Annotated in this window: 13 protein-coding genes; 8 read left to right on the top strand and 5 right to left on the bottom strand. The window is 53.8% G+C overall.

What is annotated here, in order from left to right:
• Positions 1–22 precede the first annotated feature (22 nt).
• Positions 23–2,482, bottom strand: a complete 2,460-nt coding sequence (locus CAFE_RS16565; protein ID WP_066650377.1) for a helix-turn-helix transcriptional regulator — start codon at positions 2,480–2,482, stop codon at positions 23–25.
• Positions 2,483–3,015: 533 nt separating this feature from the next.
• Between CAFE_RS16565 and CAFE_RS16570 the strand changes: the two genes are divergently transcribed.
• From CAFE_RS16570 to CAFE_RS16590, 5 genes are all read left to right on the top strand, one after another.
• On the top strand, positions 3,016–4,056 hold the full coding sequence (locus CAFE_RS16570; protein ID WP_066650375.1) for a LacI family DNA-binding transcriptional regulator: 1,041 nt from the start codon (positions 3,016–3,018) through the stop codon (positions 4,054–4,056).
• Positions 4,049–5,845, top strand: coding sequence for a glycoside hydrolase family 13 protein (locus tag CAFE_RS16575; RefSeq protein WP_166525170.1), 1,797 nt, complete (start codon positions 4,049–4,051; stop codon positions 5,843–5,845). The genes CAFE_RS16570 and CAFE_RS16575 overlap by 8 nt, the downstream gene beginning before the upstream one ends.
• A 3-nt stretch (positions 5,846–5,848) precedes the next feature.
• Positions 5,849–7,171, top strand: a complete 1,323-nt coding sequence (locus CAFE_RS16580; RefSeq protein WP_066650371.1) for an extracellular solute-binding protein — start codon at positions 5,849–5,851, stop codon at positions 7,169–7,171.
• Positions 7,172–7,232: 61 nt separating this feature from the next.
• Positions 7,233–8,141, top strand: coding sequence for a carbohydrate ABC transporter permease (locus CAFE_RS16585; RefSeq protein WP_066650369.1), 909 nt, complete (start codon positions 7,233–7,235; stop codon positions 8,139–8,141).
• A gap of 9 nt (positions 8,142–8,150) precedes the next feature.
• Positions 8,151–8,990 (top strand): carbohydrate ABC transporter permease, encoded by an 840-nt coding sequence (locus tag CAFE_RS16590; RefSeq protein WP_066650367.1) that lies wholly within the window; start codon positions 8,151–8,153, stop codon positions 8,988–8,990.
• Between the two features lie 61 nt (positions 8,991–9,051).
• Here the strand turns inward: CAFE_RS16590 and CAFE_RS16595 are convergent, their stop codons facing one another.
• Together CAFE_RS16595 and CAFE_RS16600 are read right to left on the bottom strand one after the other, a co-directional pair.
• Entirely contained in the window at positions 9,052–10,470 is a 1,419-nt protein-coding gene (locus CAFE_RS16595) for an MATE family efflux transporter (protein WP_156991242.1), read from the bottom strand.
• 552 nt (positions 10,471–11,022) lie between these two features.
• Positions 11,023–12,000 carry a hydroxyacid dehydrogenase gene (locus tag CAFE_RS16600; protein WP_156991243.1) on the bottom strand — a complete coding sequence of 326 codons (978 nt, stop codon included), beginning with the start codon at positions 11,998–12,000 and terminating at the stop codon, positions 11,023–11,025.
• A gap of 201 nt (positions 12,001–12,201) precedes the next feature.
• Between CAFE_RS16600 and CAFE_RS16605 the strand changes: the two genes are divergently transcribed.
• From CAFE_RS16605 to CAFE_RS16615, 3 genes are all read left to right on the top strand, one after another.
• Entirely contained in the window at positions 12,202–13,185 is a 984-nt protein-coding gene (locus tag CAFE_RS16605; RefSeq protein ID WP_066650363.1) for a LysR family transcriptional regulator, read from the top strand.
• A gap of 109 nt (positions 13,186–13,294) precedes the next feature.
• Positions 13,295–13,966 carry an HAD family hydrolase gene (locus CAFE_RS16610; protein ID WP_156991245.1) on the top strand — a complete coding sequence of 224 codons (672 nt, stop codon included), beginning with the start codon at positions 13,295–13,297 and terminating at the stop codon, positions 13,964–13,966.
• A gap of 3 nt (positions 13,967–13,969) precedes the next feature.
• Positions 13,970–14,809, top strand: coding sequence for an FUSC family protein (locus CAFE_RS16615; RefSeq protein ID WP_156991246.1), 840 nt, complete (start codon positions 13,970–13,972; stop codon positions 14,807–14,809).
• 72 nt (positions 14,810–14,881) lie between these two features.
• Here the strand turns inward: CAFE_RS16615 and CAFE_RS16620 are convergent, their stop codons facing one another.
• Together CAFE_RS16620 and CAFE_RS16625 are read right to left on the bottom strand one after the other, a co-directional pair.
• Positions 14,882–16,051: an iron-containing alcohol dehydrogenase gene (locus CAFE_RS16620; RefSeq protein WP_066650353.1), complete on the bottom strand. Its 1,170-nt coding sequence runs from the start codon at positions 16,049–16,051 to the stop codon at positions 14,882–14,884.
• 96 nt (positions 16,052–16,147) lie between these two features.
• Positions 16,148–18,145 (bottom strand): thioredoxin domain-containing protein, encoded by a 1,998-nt coding sequence (locus tag CAFE_RS16625; protein WP_156991247.1) that lies wholly within the window; start codon positions 18,143–18,145, stop codon positions 16,148–16,150.
• Between the last annotated feature and the right edge of the window lie 144 nt (positions 18,146–18,289).

Below are 18,289 nucleotides of genomic sequence, written 5' to 3' on the forward strand. Positions count from 1 at the left end.
CGGGGCGGGCCATGCCGGAGCGTCAGAGCAAACCGTTTTGCCGGGCGGCCCGGAGAGCGGAGACTTTCCCGTCGGCGTCAAGCTTTTGATAGATTGCGCGCAGATGCGTTTTAACCGTGCCGGGAGAGATAAAAAGCCGGTCCGCGATCTCGTTTCGCGTCAGTCCGCGGTCCAGGCATCGTAAGACCTCAATTTCCCGCGCGGTCAGGGACCGGTCCTCTGAGAGCAGCGGGCGAACGGCTTCCAGATAGGAGGCGCAGATTTCCTGAGCCCGGCGTGCAAACGTATCCTCGTGCGCTTTCTTCGGCAGGGCCCGGAAAACCGGCAGGAGATGCCTTGCGCACTCCGCAAACGGCAGGACAATGCCGTCCGGCTTCGCCATGTCCAACGCTCGGATAAGCTCCGGCACGGCGGCCTCCGCGTTGGAGAGATGAGCTTTTGCCGCCGCTCTCAGGATTGCGCCGTGCAGGAAACCCAATCGATTCTGAAAGACGGAGAACGACGCGTCGAAGCTGTCCGAGAGCGCCTCCAGCTTCAGGTATTCGCCTTGCGCCAGCAATGCCTTTCCGTAGACCAGCCTGTCGAACCCCATGCCGCCGAAATACAGGCTCAGCGAGGAAAGTCGACCGTCCTTCAGCCATTGCGGAATCGGCATTTCCAGCGGAACGCAGAAATACCCCTCGCACAGCCTCGCCATCGACAGATAAATGGGATTGCTTTGCTTCTCGGCGTCCTCGCGCAGGGCCCGCAGCAGTTCCCTTGCCGTTTGTAATTGTCCCAAGGCGAAATTTGCCCGCGCCCCGCAGAAGCGCGCGCAGATCATAATACTGATCTGCGCCTTGGTTTCCGCCTTATAGACCGCTTTTCGGCTCTCAGAGACCGCCGTCCGGAAATCGCCGGTCTCGCAGGCAAGCTCCGCCAGCGCAAGCGAGTCGCTTCCGATGCCGCACCCGTCGGAAAAGGCGGGATGGAAATTGTATTGGCTCAGTTCGGCAAGGCTTTTGAGCGAACCCGCGTCGCGGAAATAAAGGTAGAGATAGTGCGGCAAACCGAAGGTGAACTCATTAACCTGAAGCATGATGGATGACTGACGTCCGTTTAAAAGGCGCAGAATCTCATCATTGTAGGCATGCATCGCCTTTAAACGATTGAACGCGGTGAATTTGCGCACACAAAGAATTTCAGCGAGGATGCGATCCCGTTCAACTCCGCCGATTCCTTTTTTCCTCCGGAAAACGGCTTCCAGCCTGTCCAGCCGCCTTGGCAGGTCCGCAACGACCGATTTTTTGCCGGACACCATGGAAAAGAACAGATACCGCAGATAGGCAACCGGATACTCGGTCAGCAGTTCCTGCGAGCCGGACTCGAACACCTCGTCTGCTCCGTCAAAATCCGTGTAAAGGTTGCGGATGGGTAACGTGCGGTTCATATGGGAAAGAATCCGCTCGGTTTTTCCCGCCCTGGCAAGGCAGGAATAGGCCGGCCGCAGATCGTTTTCCTGCAGGAGCCATTCTCCCAGGCGCGCGTAAAGGGCACGTTCCTCTTCCGATGAAAAATTCTGCCGCGCGCGAAGAAAATCCAGCAGAACGGGATGGATGCGGTAAAGCCGCTCCTGCCCGTCATACTGAATAAACGCGTTCTTTTTTCGCAATATCCGCAACAACTCGTAGGAATCCTGGCGGCCCGTCACAGAATCCGCCTGCCGCGCCGTGAAGCTGTCCATCACGGAAAGCTGGAGCAAATAATGGCGGATATTTTCATTGTGTACCTGGAAAAGCGTCTGGTCGATCAATTCATCCAGCGTGGGGGTCATCCCGATCGGGATTCCCTTTTCCATGCCGGCCAGCATAACGTAAAGCAGGCTGATCCAGCCGTCCGCATAGACAATCAGTTTATTGACCGCGTCGTCGGTAATCCGGAATTGGGTCAGCATGCAGTAGCCGCGCACCTCGTCCGCCGTGAATTTCAGCTGCGCCCGCGAGATCACACAGCACCGTTCCCGTGCAAGTGAGAGAGCAAGGTCAAAGTCCGATGTATCGCGGGTCAGCACCGCCAGGTGCAGATTTTCGATGTCCTCTTCCCCCAGCCGCAGAAGAAGCTCCGTCAGTCCGGTTCCCACCGCCAGCTCGTAATTGTCAAGCACCACGACCACAGACCGCTTCAGTTCCAGTTCGTTCAGAATGGAGAACGCTTTTTCCCTTCGGGGAGTATCCGCCGGGGGACCCAGTTCCGCCAGCTTTGCCCCAATCGAAGGGTCGCGTTTCCCCATTTCCTCGGCAAAGCGCGACCAAATTTCCGACAAGCCGTGCATTCTCTGGAAAGAAAGCCACACCACGTCGTCCCGCCGGCCCGAGAGATAGTCTTTCACGGCGGTCGTCTTCCCGTATCCGGCGGGCGCTTCCACAATGGTGAGAGGGTATGTATCAATCGAGAACAGCAGGCTGTTCAGCCGTTTCCTTATTAAATGCTTTGGCCTGTCCAAGCTACCAAGCCTTCTTCCAACATTTTGCTTTTTCTGTAAATATGGTAGCATCAGTATGGCTGTTTTGCAAGAGCGGACGCTCGGGTTCTTCCAAGGCCGCGCCGCCGCCGTGCGTTCGTCTTGCGCGCTTGCCCCTTCATGTTCCTCCCCCCCGGCTCTTTTGAGCAAATTACCTCTATCTCTTTCCTGCCCGTTCTTGCGGCGGCGGAACAGACCAGCGCGATCCGGCCCGGTCGGGACAAACGGAGCCCCGCTTCAAACCCGGCGGCATCCGGCCCGGTAAGTTAACTTTTTTCCGCAGTCTGATATTCGTGACAATCAACATAAAAAATTCACGATCCGGAAAAAATATATTGACAAATGTCTCGAGAATGTTATAATCTAATTAATGCAACCGGTTGCATTAATTAAGAATAAATTAAATAACAATATTAATGCACAACCGCAAAGTTATATTGATTATCTTTGATTATTACAGAAATTTTAAAAAAACATCGGTGCTATTTTAGTACACCGGTTGCACAGGAGGAAATATGTCAGCTACAATTCGCGATGTGGCGAAAGCCGCGGGGGTTTCTTCGTCCACCGTCTCACGCATTATCAACAATAAGGGAGTCATTTCAGAGGAAACACGGGATCGGGTTTTAAAAGTCATGAAAAAGCTGGATTATGTCCCAAACGATACGGCGCGAAGCTTTGCAAACGGCAGCACGTCCGCGATCGCTTTGGTCATTGACGTGATAGAAGCCCGTTCTTTTTCCAATAACTTTTTTAACAACAGCGTGTTCGGCATTGAAACAATCGCGCATGAAAATAATTTTAACCTGATTATAACCAACGGTCACATGCAAAAGGGGAATACGACCTCAGCCGACAAATTGGTATTCGGGAAAAAAGTTGACGGCATCATTTTGCCGAATTCCTTAATTAGCCACACCTTAATCGGGAAATTGAATAAAATCCGATTTCCATATGTCGTTTTAGGCGACCCAAGGATGCTCGACGCCGATAACAGCTGGGTGGATATCAATAACGTTCAGGGCGGAACTCTTGCGGTTCATCACTTAGTGGAAAACGGTTACAAAAACATTGCGTTTTTGTCAAGCGGCAGTAAAGAAATTTTTAATCAGGACCGCATTACCGGCTATAGCCGCGCGCTGAACGAGCTGGGGCTTCCCGTCCTGAAAGAGCGGATCCGCCATTGCAATTCCGACGTGGGTAGCGGCTTGGACGTCATGTCGCGGATGTTTCAAGCCGAGCATCCCCCGGACGCGGCGATCTGCAGCGACTATTACCTGGCGGTGGGCGCACTCCGCGCGGCGCGGCAAAACGGGATTCCGGTCCCCGAAGCGTTCGGCATTATCAGCTTTGACAATACGCCGGTGACCGAGCTTTCGGAGCCCTCCATCACGACGGTGGATATCGATACTTTCGGGCTGGGCGAACAGGCGGCTTCCATATTAATACGGAAGATCAAAGACAAAGATATGAGCAGCAGGCAGATTTTGATTTCCACAAAAATTATTGAACGGGAATCCACAAAAAGGAATCGAAGGAGGCAAGACGGTGAATAAAGCGGCTCTGGCACATCGGCCTGTGGAAAGCTTCGTTTATCCGGTTCATTCAAAGAAACTGGTCTTTCGCTTTCAGGCCGCAAGAAAAGATTTGAAATCCTGTTTTTTGGTCTTCTGGCGAAGGGATGAAGCCCCCAAAAAAATCCGACGAATTCCAATGCGATGCACCCTGCGCGACCGGGAGCACGATTATTTTTCCGGCAAAGCCGTTTTTCAGAAAACAGCTTGCTACATAAGGTACTATTTTGAACTGAGCGACGGCAGCCAGACCGTATGGTACGGGGCGCAGGGAGCACAGCCGACCAAACCGGATGAAAATTATTTCGAATATCTTTACCCCAATGCGGGCGATGGACCTCACCCGCCCGAGTGGTGCGAACGACAGATTTATTACCAGATTTTCCCGGAACGCTTTCAAAACGGAGACAGAAGCAACGATCCCCCGGATACCGTGCCGTGGGGGTCATCCCCAAGCCGAGGCAATACCATGGGCGGCGACCTGAAGGGTATTATCGACAGTATCGATTATCTTTCAAAGCTTGGAATTACATGCCTCTATCTGACTCCAATCTTTCATGGCTCGTCAAATCATAAATATGATACGATTGATTATTACAAAATAGATCCGCAATTCGGCACGGAGGAAGATTTGACAGCGCTTACCGATCAGTGCCACAAACAAGGGATTCGAATTGTTCTGGACGGAGTGTTCAATCACTGCGGTTATTATTTTCCGCCCTTCCAGGACCTGGTGAAAAACGGAGAACGGTCAAAATATAAAAGCTGGTTTTTCCCGCTTGAATTTCCTGTAAAGTCCGACCCGCCGAATTATGAATGCGTCGGATATTATAAATGGATGCCGAAGCTGAATCTTTCCAACCCGGAGACCTGCGATTACTTCGTAAATGTCGGTAAGTACTGGGTCGGAAAATGCGGGATTGACGGTTGGAGGCTAGACGTAGCGGACGAAATAGAGGGACGGTTTTGGGAACGCTTTTCCGGAGCGCTGAAAAAGGATTTCCCGGAAGCCGTGCTGATTGGGGAAAGCTGGGGCGACGCAGGCCGTCTGGTGCTCGGCAACCGTCTGGACGGAGCGATGAACTATCTTTTCAAAAACGCCGTGACCGATTGGCTGGCAAAAGGAAAAATCGACGCTCCGGAATTTGATCACCGCGTCAACCGTATGCTGTCCCTGTATCCGGAAGAAACCCGCCGATGTATGTATAATTTGCTGGATAGTCACGATACGCCTCGTTTTCTGTACGATTGCGGGGGAAATCTGCAAAAGCTGAAGTTGGCGGTCGCGCTCATGATGACATTTCCGGGCTGTCCGGCCGTCTTTTACGGGGATGAAATCGGCCTGACGGGAGCAAACGACCCGGACTGTCGGCGGGCCATGAACTGGGACGGCGCCCGGCAAAACCATGCGCTGTTCGCCTGGTACCGCAGGCTGATTCGGGTCCGAAAAAAATACGGCGCGCTGATCCGGGGAAATTACTGCGCCAATCTTTGCAGCTCTGAAACGGGACTTTACGGATTCATCCGGTCCGATCGGGGGCAGAGCCTCTATATCGTTATAAATCCGACCAACCGGAAACAAAACGCCGCTGTCCCTCTTTTGGAACCGGAAAGCGAATGGTTCGACCTGCTGAGCAAAGAGACGGTGTCTTCCGAAAAAACCCAGAAAGGAGAAAGCTATTACAATGACGACATCGTGCGGTACGAAAGCAAGCTTCAAACAACCATGGCGCCCTGTTCCGTAAAAATTTATATTCAGAAAGTGGTGTGAAGCATGAAAAAGCAAGCGGGCAAAAAAATTCTGGCATTTACCCTTTCATCAGTCATAATGTTGACAGCACTGACTGCATGTTCCGGGCAAACGCCAGAAAATAGTCCATCATCCACAGACCGGCAGGGAAGTCAAGCGGCTTCCCAAAACAACGCGCCAAAAGAAACCGTTACGTTAAACTTCTGGCATCATTACAGTGCACAATCTCCGGAGAACGAAACTCTAACGAAAGTATTGATTCCCAAATTCGAAGAAGAGAATCCGGGTTATAAGATCAACGCGACATCCTATGAATGGGCAAAGCTTCATGACAAAATACTGGTCAGCGCCAACGCCCACACCTTGCCTGACGTCGCGCGGCTGGATATCGCCTGGGTTCCTGAATTCCAAAAGCTCAATATTCTTGTCCCCGTTGATCAGGAAATGAGCGATTATTCTCAGTATTCCGGCAGCCTTTTGGAAAACGCCATGAGCACGGCAAAAATCGGCGGAAATTACTACGCGCTGGCGCTCAATACCAACACAAAGATCTTGTTCTACAACAAAAACGCGTTGAAAGAAGCGGGCGTACCCGTCCCGAAAACGATGGAGGACTTCGCCGCGGCGGCCAAAAAACTCTCGGGCAAAAACAGCGGCGGCCAGCAGGTATGGGGATGCACGGAACCCGCGCTGGCAGGCTGGAATGTACTTCCTTATATCTGGAGCATGGGCGGCGAAATTACAAACAGCGACTATACAAAAGCCTCGGGGTATTTAAACGGGTCGAAAACAGTAAAAGCAGTCCGGATGCTTGCCGATCTATATAAAAACAAAGCGCTGACCGGCTTCAACAGCGGAGATATCCCCATGACCGACGGTTTTGGAACAGGCCGTTATGCCATGCTTCTGGAAGGGCCATGGAAAATTTCCGAACTAAAAGGGGCGTATCCCGCGTTCTCTTATGGGACGGCGGACGTACCCGCCGGAGAGGGAGGGTCCCATTCCGTTCTGGGCGGCGAGGATATCGGCATGTTTTCTTCGGCGAACAAGGAGGGCGCATGGAAATTTATGAAATTCATGACCGGTGAGTTCGCTCAGGAGGAAATGGCAAAATGCGGGCTGATTCCCGTCAACAAAGCGGCGCTGGAAAGCGCTACGGTCAAAGAAGCGTCCTTCGCGCCGTTCCTGGATGCGATTCAAAGCGCCAAAGCGCGTCCCCCGGTGGCAAAATGGACTGAAATCGACAATCAGCTGACAACCGCCGTCACCGCCATTGTAAAGGATGGAGCGGATGCGCAAAAAACACTTGACTCGCTTGCGCCTCAAGTTGATGAATTACTAAAATAGTATAAACCAACAACGGCAGTTTCGTCAACAGTCGGCTGAAATTGCTATCTGGAGAGTTGTGATGGGAAAGGATGGCGTCATGGAGGCAAAATCGCTGAAAAACAGGCTGCAGATCTTTTTGCTTTTACTGCCCGGAATTTTCATGTTCGCGGTGTTTACCATTTATCCGATCGGGAAACTGCTTTTCATGAGCTTTTTCCAAAGCGGCTACGGCTCCTCTCCGGCAGATGCCTTTGTCGGTTTTCAGAGCTATAAAATGGTCTTATCAGACCGGACATTCTGGGTTTCCTTTGAAAACACATTACTATACACCTTGGTTACGGTACCGGCTCAAATGGCGACGGGCCTTCTGGCGGCCGTCCTGATCAACGGACTTCCCCGCTTTCAGGTTGGCTTTCGGGTGATTTATTATCTTCCGGTTATCACTTCGTGGGTAATCGTATCCCTTGTGTTTAAATACATTTTCAACACGGAAGGGATGTTGAATTACTTTCTGTCGCAAGTGATCCGCGCGACAGAAGGAAACATCGCCTGGCTGGACAGCCGCTGGGGCGGGCTTACCGTCGCCATGCTTCTTGGAATTTGGAAGGGCGTGGGGTGGAATATGGTTGTTTTCCTGGCGGCTCTGCAAAACGTGCCGAAAGCCCTTTACGAGTCCGCGTCGATTGACGGCTGCGGCGCCGTGCATAAATTTTTCTACATTACGCTCCCAAGCATCAAAAGTACGACCCTGTTCGCGCTGGTGATGCTGACCATAGGCGGATTCAACGTCTTCACGTCCATTAAAATGATTACGGACGGCAAGCCGATGCACCAAACGGAAACCGTTTTAACATGGATGTATTACAAGGCTTTTAACGAGGGACAGTTCAGCTATGCCGCCGCTCTTTCCTTTATTGTCGCAGTTGTGCTTGTCTTCCTCGCGGTGCTGCAGTTCAGGACAATGAAAAACAGGGACGAAGGAGATTGACGCGTGCCTATGAAAAGAATCAGATACTCCGAATTATTGATGTACTTTGCTTTATCTTTGGGCGGGCTTGTCTCCGTGCTGCCGATGATCTATATGCTCAGTACGTCCCTTAAGCCCAATGGGGCGCTTTATGAATATCCGCCTCATTTCTTTCCCAGTAAAAGCAATATCACTGTCGAAAATTATATTTATATTTTCCAGCAGCAAAAATTTTATATCAATTTTATAAACAGCTTGCTCGTTTCGGTTCTGACAGTCGCGCTGGCCGCCGCCATATCAGCGTCCCTTGCTTTCTGCATTGCCCGTTTTCGGTTTCCGGGGAGAAGAATGCTGTTCGGCCTGGTGATCGCAACCATGATTATTCCCGGTACAGCGCTGATTGTCCCGCAGTTTGAGCTAGCGACTTTTCTCCATATTACAAACAAATTATGGGGACTGATCCCCTTCTATGTCGCGTGGGTCATTCCGTTTTCCACCTTTATGATCAAGGGATTCATCGAGGGGATTCCGCGCGACTTCGACGAAGCCGTCTATATGGACGGCGGGAGCGTATTTACCGTTTTCAGGGCGATCGCCGTACCGCTTTCAGGTCCGGCGATCGCGTCCGTAAGCATTTTCAATTTTCTCACCGCCTGGGAAGAGTATCCCTGGGCATTGACGGTCATAAACGACAACGCGAAACGAACTCTTCCGATTGCTATTGCAGGTTTTTTTGGCGAGCATCAGTTCACGCAGTGGGGCTATGTTTTCGCCATGTCCGTTGCAAGCTTAATTCCGGTACTGATCATCTTTATCTGTTTTCAAAGATATTTTGTGAAAGGATTGCAGACCGGCGGGATCAAGGGCTAAGTCCCGCCGTCCCTGCGTGGAGTTTCAATTCGTCCTGAATTGCGTACTGGAAAGTTTCATTTCAGGCGGCATCAAGCCCGGATTCGTCCGGAGCGTTGCAGGGCCGATTGAAGCATTTTTCCCAGGAACCGCGCGCGAATCGGACGGAAAGCAGGACGCAGCGGGTGACGTTGTCACCGATCATGCAGCCCCAGACGGCCACCAGCCCGAGGCCGAGCAGCCTGACGCAAAAGACCGTCCCCCCGATCCTTACGCCCCACATGCAGAAGATGGAAAAAAACAGCGGCGCGCGGGTGTCTCCCAGACCGTTAAACACGCCCTCCATAATAATCGCCACCGCGAACATCGGCTCTGAAAGCGCGATCATGCGCAGAAGTACGGCGCCCTGGTTCACCACGTCGGCATTTCGGGTAAAAATGCGCATCACGTGGGACGGAAACAGAAAAAGGAACAGGCTCATGCCGCCCATCATGCCCACGGCGAGCGCCGTGATGGTCAGGGAGGAACGGCGCAGGGCCCTTTTGCTGCCCTCCCCCGCCGCGTTGCCCGCCAGCGTGGAGGCCGCAGTCTGCATTCCGTAGCCCGGCACATAGAACGCCTCCTCGGCGGCGAGCGCGATGGTGTGGGTGGCAAGCGCCAGCGTGCCGAGCCGGGATACCAGTCCCGTGAACAGAACCTGACCAAAACACGCGGAGACCCGTCCTCCCGCGATGGGCAAGGCCACGCGGACGCACTCCTTCATCACACCGCGGTTGATTCGCAGGCCGAAGCCGCGCGGGGTGAGCCGTTCGTCCCGGCAAAAAGCGGCAAACATCAGGATTCCCCCGCACGCCTGGGCAATCGCGGTCGCCGCCGCGGAACCCGCTACCCCAAGGCCCAGACCGGGAAACACGAGTCCGCCTGCCAGTTTTGTCGGGTGGTAGATCAAAAGCGCGTTCAGCACGATATTGATGAGATTGGCGATTACATTCACAATGAGCGGAGACCGAGTGTTCCCCACCGCGCGCAAAACCCCTCCGAACAAAATCATCGCGGCCCGCATCAGCATGGGCATACTGGTGATGAAAAAATAAAGATAAGCGTCCCTGTAAATTTCAGGCTGCACGCCGAGCCAAATCGGCAGAACAGGGCTCAGGGCCATGCCCGCAACGCCGAGCACTGCGCCCGATAGCAGCGTCAGCCACACCGACTGCGCCGCCGCGGTTCGCACTTTTTTCGGGTTGCCAGCCCCGTCCGCCTTCGCGATGCAGGAAAGCACGCCGATGGAAAGCGCGAACATCGGGCTGTTGATCAGCCACGTGCTGGTCGTTGTAAGGCCCACCGCCGCAGACGCTCCGGCACCGAGACGCCCCACCATCGCCGTGTCCACATAGGTTTCGGCCGTCTGCAGCGCCTGCTCCAGAACGGTCGGCCAAGCCAGCGTCCAAATTGAAGAAACCATCAGCCGCCCGTTCTGTCCGCCCGCGCCTAAAAAGCGCATGGAATCCCGTCCCCCTGGTTGAGGCCGCCCCCTGGGGCCGGCCTCATATTCTTGCCGCCCGAAAAACCAGCGGCGGCAGATGCTGTTCCCTTTTTGTAGATGCTTTCATTATATAAAAAGAATCTTAGAAATGCAATAGATAAGATACATTAAAAAACATCCCAAATTTTTATTGGCCCTCTTCCAAAATGAATCAGCGGCCTCCATCAGCTTGAAAAAAAATCGCAGAAAAGCAGATTTTTATTCCTCGCTGTTCAAATTTCGGTTAAAAAATCCCGTACGGTTTTCGACAAGCCGTGAAATCCAACAGAACCGCACAGTTTTATCTGTATCTTCATAAATTCCATACCATTTCTTTTCTATCCACGGGGCCGCCTGTCGCTGCCAAAGCATAGCACAAGCGCAGCTGAACGCAGAAAAATGCGCCCATGCCGGCCCTTTCAGCCGAAACAAGGCGCATCCTCCGCCGCCGGCTCTCTCTTTCACCCTCCGGGGTTTAAACGGGCGCCGGCATATTGTCTCATCCGTTTTCCCCGCCAGGGCCCGCGATCCTTAAAGCGCCACGCGAAGCGGCACTTTCAGATGATTGGCCGGGAAAGAAATCTCTTCGCCGGTCAGGACCTCCACAATCCCCTGCGCTGCCGTCGTGCAGCAACGCTTTACCGCTTGCTCCGTAGTCGCCGCGGTGTGAGGCGTAGCCACCACCTGCGGCAGGTTCAGCAGCGGATGCTCCGGGCCGATCGGCTCCCCGTCGTAAACGTCCAGTCCCGCCCCAAGAATCTCGCCGCCCTGCAGCGCCGCAATCAAATCGTTTTCCACAACCACATCGCCGCGCGCCACATTGATAAATGACGCTGTCGGCTTCATCAGCCGGAAGTCCCCGGCGGCAATACTGCCGCGCGTCTGCGGGGTCGACGGCATGTGCAGGCTGACAAAGTCCGCTTCCCTGAGAACCTCCGCCTTTGTTTTCAGTTGGATCGGAGCTTTCAGCTTTTCCTGACTGAGGAAGGGATCGTACCCGATGACTTTCATTCCGAGACCATAGGCCGCTTTTTTTGCGAGCAGCTGTCCGATTCGGCCGCATCCGAGCAGTCCAAGCGTCATTCCCTGCAACTCAAAGGTATTATGAAGCGTATACCGCACATTGAAGTCGCCTCCGCGGAAGATTTCGTCCACATAACGAAATCGCCGCGCGCAGGCAAGTATTAAAAACAAGGCGTGCTCCGCGACGGAATTGGAGTTTCCCGTCGGGGCGTAAACCACCTGGATTCCCCGTTTCGTGGCATAATCCAGATCAATATTGTCCAGACCCACCCCGTGCTTTGCAATGACCCTCAGGTTTTCGGAAGCGTCGATCATGGCCGGCGTCACCTTTCCCGTGCGGCACAGAATCCCCTCCGCCTGCGTCTCTCGAAGATCCCGGATAAAGTCCGCTTCGCTGTTTCCATGGCTCACCAGGACTTCAATTCCGTTGTTTTGCAGGATGTCCCGCCCGGACTGATCCATTTCTCTTAAAAACAGTACTTTCATTTCCCCAAGCTCGCTCCTTAGATAAATCGTTTTCTGCGACGTTTTCCCTGACCCAAATGTATCTTTTTCAGTGGATACGTTTCCTGTTCATGGTAAATCTTTTCCGCATCATTGATTATATGCGCGATGTATTATATAATCAAATATATATAGTTGTATATGAACTATATTATTTTATTTATATCGAGGGAATCACGGGGCATGATGGATTACAAGTACGTTTACGAAGTTTACCGGGAACGCAGTTTTTCCCGCGCCGCCAAGAATCTGTATGTTTCTCAGCCCGCCCTGAGCGCGACGGTTAAAAAAATAGAAACCCGGCTGGGGTTTCAGATCTTTGACCGCAGCACCTCCACTCTTGAGCTGACGGAGGAGGGAAAAGCCTATGTGGATGCGGCGGAAAAAATCCTGAAGATCGAGGAAAACTTATCCTCCTATGTAAACGACATTTCCAACCTGAATGCCGGGAAGATTGTCGTCGCAGGGCCCGCGTTCTTTTCGTCGTTCATCATTCCCTCCATTGTCAACCGGTTTGCCGCGCTGCACCCCGGCGTTACGCTTGAGTTTATGGAAGCGGATTCCGTGGAGCTGTATGAAAAAGCCATGGACAATAAAATCGATCTGATCGTCGATTCCGGCATCTGCGACCCGAAGCTGTTTACATCCGCCGACCTGTTTACCGAGCAGATTCTGCTGGCCATCCCGCTGAACTATCCGATTGTGAACCGGCTGCGGGACTATGCGCTGACCAATGAGGATATCTGTGAAAACAAACACCTTTTACCGCAGACAAAGGGCATTGACCTTACCCTGGTCCGCGATCTGCCGATTATCCTTTTGAAAAAGGACCACGATATTTACCGGAAAGCGAAAGCCCTGTGCAGCGAAAGGAATTTTTCTCCGAAATCCTCCATCCGTCTGAATCAGATGCTGACCGCCGTCAACATCGCCTCTCAGGGGCTGGGCTGCGTATTTATCTCCGATTCGCTGATCAAACACTCTCATTCCGCCGTCAACCTTGCTTTTTTCAAGATCGACACAAAAGAGGAAAATCTGTTAAAAAGGGAAGTGTTTATCGCCTATAAGAAAAACTGCCATTTGACAAGGGCAATGAAAAGCTTTCTTTCGGTTGCGTCGGATTTGTTCCGTCCCTCCGTCGGGAGCGGCGCCCGGCGGCCCGCGTGAGACGCCCCGGTTCTCCCGGCGGAAGTCCGCTTTATAATTTTACTTGTGTAAAACGTCTGAATATTGTAAAATACATACGTCGGAATAGTAAAAACGAACAGGTGATTCTTTGTATCGTGCATGTATCTTTGATTTGGACGGAACTTTGGCAAACACGCTCTACTCCATCGCCAACTTTTCGAACACGGCGCTGAAACAGTGCGGATACCCCGAAATTCCGGACGAGGATTACAGGAAAATCGTCGGCGACGGCGCCGATATGCAGATTCGGCGGATGCTTGCCGCCGTTTGTAAAGAACCTTTTACCGAGCGGGAGGCGGCGGAGCTGAAAAGGGTTTACAGCGCCCTTTACGAAAGCGACCCGGTGCATCTTGTGCGGGAATATCCCGGGATGCGGGAAACGCTGGCGGGGCTGAAAAGGGCGGGCGTCCCGGCCGCGGTGCTCACCAACAAACCCGACGCCTGGGCCAAGGCGATCATCGCCTCGCTGTTCCCGCCGGATAGCTTTGAATTTTGCTTCGGCCAGCAGCCCGGCCTTCCGCGCAAACCGTCCCCGCAGGGAGCCCTGATGATTGCGAAAAAGTTCCGGGCGGACCCGCGGGAAATCCTTTATCTTGGCGACACCAACACCGATATGAAAACAGGCACAGGCGCCGGTATGGACACGGCCGGAGTTCTCTGGGGGTTTCGCGACCGCCGTGAACTCGAAGAAAACGGCGCGTCCTATCTGCTTGAGACACCGGATGAAATTCTTCCGCTCATTTTTAGCGGCAAGGGGTGAATTATGGAACGGTTTTTCCGTTTTTTCCGGACGAATTTGCGGCTTGGCCTTCGAATCATCAAAACGGGGATCGCCGTGACATTCTGCATCGCGGTTTCCAATATTTTACATCTTAATCAACCCTTCATCGCCGTGATCGCCACAGTGATTTCCATGGGAAAATCCATTGATCTTTCCGTCAAGGCCGGTAAAAACAAAATGATCGGGGCTGTGATCGGCTCCGCCGTGGGGGCCGCGTTTGCCGCCGTCCTGCCGGGCAACGCGGGCCTGTGCGGCATCGGAGTGATTCTGTCGCTGTACCTGTGCCATTTCTTTCATCTGCAGAGCGCCGGGGTTCTGTCCAGCTTTTCCTTCGCCGCGGTCATGTTCGGCGCGGCTCGGAACGCGCCCTGGCAGTATGCGCTGTCCTGCACGGGCGCCGCGCTGCTCGGAATCGCCGTGGCGGTCCTGATCAATCTGGTCGTGATGCCGCCCAATCATGCGCTGGAAATTAAAAAAACATATTCGGAATTAAAGAAGAAAACCGCGGAAGCGATCGGCAACGCCGCGCAAAAGCAGACGGCCGGCACCAAAACCGTAACCGAAGAAATCGACCGGATCTCGCGGTCGGTAGAGCTTTATATCTCCGAAGCAAAAATTCTGCGCTGGAATGACGAAGAGGTTTTTCGCATCTCCTCCAGCATAGCGGTTTACCGGCTGATTCTGGACGAACTGAAAGCGGTTGAGGCCATTCGCCTGATGGAAAACGGCGAATCGGACGAGGAGACGCGCACGGTTTACCAGTATCATATGAAGCGAATGCGCGAGCTTTTTCAGCGCGCGCAGGAATCGGAGCAGGGGTAGCCGCCGCGGCTCCAAAAAAAAGCAGCCTGAAAGCGGAAACGCTTTCAGGCTGCTTTTATAATGTCCGGATTTTTAAAACGCGACGTCCTCGCCGTAATAAGCGCAGGAAAGGACTTTGAGCATATCCTCCGCGTTTGTCGTTCTCGGGTTGGAGGAGGTGCAGGGATCCTTGACCGCGTTTTCCGCAATGGTCTGCGCATGGGCCTTGAAATCCTCTTCGCTCACGCCGTTTTCACGATAAGTGGGCTGAATGCCGAGCTTCTTATTTAACGCGCGCACAGCCTCGACCAAAGAATCCGTAAGCTGTTTGTCCGTCGAACCCGGCAGGCCGAGCATCTTCGCAATCTGGGCATAGCGCTCCATGCACGCTCTGGAATTGTACTCTATGACAAACGGCAGAAGAATCGCGTTGCAGCAGCCGTGCGGAATGTGGAACATTGCGCCGGTTTTATGCGCGATGCTGTGCGCGATGCCGAGCAGCGCGTTGGAGAAGGACATGCCGGCCAGGCACTGCGCAATGTGCATCTTGCCGCGCGCTTCTTTATCGCCGTTGTAGGAATCGAGCAGGCTGTCGAAAATATCGGAAATCGCCTTAAGCGCGAGGGCGTCCGAAAAATCGGAACGGGCCGTGGCGACGTAGGCTTCGATCGCGTGAGTCAGCGCGTCCATTCCCGTGTGGGCGGTCAGGGTTTTCGGCATGGCCTGCGGAATATCAGTATCCAGAACCGCGATGTCGGGCGTGATCTCAAAGTCCGCGAGAGGATATTTGATATTGGTGGAATAATCCGTAATAACGGAAAACGCCGTGACTTCGGAAGCGGTGCCGCTGGTGGAGGGAATCCCCACGAAAATGGCTTTCTTTCTCAGCTTCGGCATGGTGAACGGGTCCTTGATGTCGTCAAACGTCTTGTCCGGGTATTCATAGAATACCCACATGGCTTTCGCGGCGTCCATCGGGGAGCCGCCGCCGATCGCGACGATGACATCGGGTCCGAATTCGCGCATGGCCTTCGCGCCGTCAAAAACGCGCTCAATGGATGGGTCCGGCTCCACGCCCTCATAGATTCTGGTTTCCAGTCCCGCTTCCTTCAGAACGTCCTCCAGCTTCTGCAAAAACCCGGTTTTTCTCATGGAATGTCCGCCGGTAACAATAAAGGCTTTTTTATAACCCTTCAGATTTTTCAGTTCGCCGATTGCGCCCGCTCCGAAATAAATGTCGCGCGGCAATGTGAATCTCGCCATAAAAAAATCCTCCCTTTTCGTTTGTTAATTATTAAACGATTTTTTTCGTTTCTATCTTACCATACCGATTTATCTGTTTCAAGCATTGGTAAATATTTATTTTTTTCCATGTATCAGGCGCAGAAGCTGATCCGCGTCGTCAACCGGAGAGTAGCAGCGACGGCCCGCGCACACATAAGCGCGCGGCCCGTTATTTTCCCGCCCCGCGCCGAAGTTTGCGGGGTTTGTCCGCGCGGTCAGAAACGGGAAGTAACCGCTGTGAATCGCGCCGTAAAATGGTGCAAGCTCCGTTTCGTCCCTTGCGGTCAGCGTGACATCCGTTCCTCCGCCGCGCAGATACAAAACCGCGCCGGCCGCGGTGGGACACGCCGCGGGCGCCCGGGATAATTCCAGCGGAAACGCTTCCAGAATTCTGGCCGCGCGCTTTTCCAGTTCCGGCCTGTCCGCCAGACGGGCAAGACGGACCAGCTGGAACGCGTGGACGGCGTTGGCGGACGGCATGGAGGAATCCCAGATTTCCTTGCCGCGCGCGGGGGAACGAACCGCTCCCGCCTCCGCGGAATAGAATCCTCCGTTTTCCCGGTCCTCAAACCGTTCTGCGAACACCTTCTCCAAACGCAGGGCGCTTTCAAGCCGGCAAGGTTCCCGGCCCGCTTCGTACAGCTCCAGCAGCCCCCAGAGGAAAAAGGCGTAATCCTCGGCAAAGCCGGGCGCCCGGGACGGGCCCTCCCGGTAAACGGCAATCAGCGAACCGTCCCGCGCGGTCATGTTTTCCAGAACAAAATCCGCAGCGCCGCGGGCCTTTCGCAGATACGCTTCCTCTCCGAACGCGCGGGCGGCCAAAGAAAGCGCCGCGACGGCCAGCCCCGTGCGGGACGGAAGAATTTTGTCATCAAGGAACGGGGGAACGCGCCCGGAACGGCAGGCCAGCACCTTTCGTCGGCAGGCTTCGGCAAACTCCCGCCGATTTTCCGGAATTCCGCCGGACAAAAGATTCGGGATATTTTTCCCTTCAAAGTTGCCTTCTTCCGTAATTCCGAACAACCGGCTGAATTCCTTTTCGTCCGGACCGAGCGCCTGCCGGAGCTCCTCCGGTGTAAAGGTATAGTACTTTCCCTCCACACCCTCGGAGTCCGCGTCCTCCGCCGTGTAAAATCCGCCGTTTTCCGACTGCATCCGACCCGTGAGGTACGAAAGGATTTCCTCCGCCGTCCGACGGTATTCCTCTTTTCCCGTAATCTGCCAGCACTCGGTATACGCCATGCAGAGCAGGGCGTTGTCCGACAGCATTTTCTCAAAATGGGGAACCAGCCAGCGGCTGTCCGTCGAATACCGGCAGAACCCGAACCCGATCTGGTCGTAGATGCCGCCCCGGCGCATGCAGCCGAGCGTTTTCTCGCACATATTCAGAGCCTTTTCCTTTCCGGCGGCGGCATAAAAGCGCAGCAGAAACAACAGATTCTGCGGGGAGGGGAACTTCGGCGCTCCGGAAAAACCCCCGTATTTAGCGTCAAACCGCCGTTCAAGCTCCAAAAACACGCGTTCCGGCATATTTTCATCCACCGGGGCCGGGCTCTGCGCATGGGACACGGCTTCGCGCCCGATGCGTTCCGCCGCGCCGGCGATCCGGTTCCGGTCGGTTTTCCAGAGCGTGGCAATCTGCCCGAGCAACGTCAGAAATCCGGACATTCCGGGGCGGTCGTGTTTTGGGAAATACGTCCCGGCAAAAAACGCCTTGCCCTCCGAGTCAAGAAAAACGCTGAGCGGCCATCCGCCCGAGCCGGTCATTCTTTGGCAGACCTCCATATAATAGCCGTCCACATCCGGGCGCTCCTCCCGGTCCACCTTGATGCTGATAAAATCCCGGTTCAGCGCCCCCGCGACCTCTTCATCCTCAAAGCACTCCTCCGCCATGACGTGGCACCAGTGGCAGGTTGAATATCCTATGGATAAAAACACGGGCTTGTCTTCCCGCTTCGCTTTTTCAAAAGCCTCGTCGCCCCAGGGATACCAGTTCACCGGATTACGGGCATGCTGTAACAGGTATGGACTTTTTTCATGAATCAGGCTGTTGAATCTCACCGCGCTCGGCATGTTGTCCGCCCTCTTTCGTTCCTTTGCATCCTATTGTTCCTCCGGCTCACGCAAATATAACCGTTCCGGTTTCACAGATTCGACATGACCGCCGGTTTACTTTTTCTGCGGATCGGATTATAATTGTTAAAATTCTCGAATGCG

The sequence above is a fragment of the Caproicibacter fermentans genome, assembly GCF_009746625.1.
Lineage (GTDB): Bacteria > Bacillota > Clostridia > Oscillospirales > Acutalibacteraceae > Caproicibacter > Caproicibacter fermentans.